Origin of the sequence: Pseudomonas sp. 21615526, assembly GCF_013386245.1 — a bacterium.
GTDB lineage: Bacteria > Pseudomonadota > Gammaproteobacteria > Pseudomonadales > Pseudomonadaceae > Aquipseudomonas.
On record NZ_JACAOM010000287.1, the window covers coordinates 1 to 497 of the forward strand.

A 497-nucleotide genomic window follows, 5' to 3' on the forward strand; every position below is an offset into this window, starting at 1 on the left:
GTGCCGTACTCGGTGTCAACAACTGCCACTTCACCGACCTGGACCGCAAACGCAACATCTGGTGGTTCGACCTGCCGGTGGGCCGGATTGCCGTGGGCCAGTACGAGTGGATCCACTTGTTGATGCACAACGCCGAGAGCGACCAGTTGCTGCACCTGAAGGTGCCAACGGTGTTTCTGCGCGAGAAGCTGGAAGGCCTGGTGGTGCGCAATGCCGGCAAGCGCAAGCCGGAGATTACCCTGGAGCTGAGTGCCGACAAGGACTCGTTCCTCAAGGACGTACGCCCGGCCGGTGCCGGTGTGAGCTTCGCGCAATTCGTACTGTAGGAATACGGTAAAAACTGTGGGAGCGGGCTTGCTCGCGAATGCGGTGTGTCAGTAACCGGTATATCACTGGCACACCGCATGCGCGAGCAAGCCCGCTCCCACATTTGGATTGCATTTCAATGCGGGAAAATCATCGTTCAATAAAAAGCACCGCATCTGCGGGGCTTTTTG

Annotated in this window: 1 protein-coding gene; it reads left to right on the forward strand. The window is 58.1% G+C overall.

Annotated elements, in window-relative coordinates; all coding sequences use genetic code 11:
• Positions 1-326, forward strand: a 326-nt coding sequence (locus tag HX786_RS31730; RefSeq protein WP_178913105.1) for a hypothetical protein, incomplete at its 5' end; no start/stop codon positions are given.
• Between the last annotated feature and the right edge of the window lie 171 nt (positions 327-497).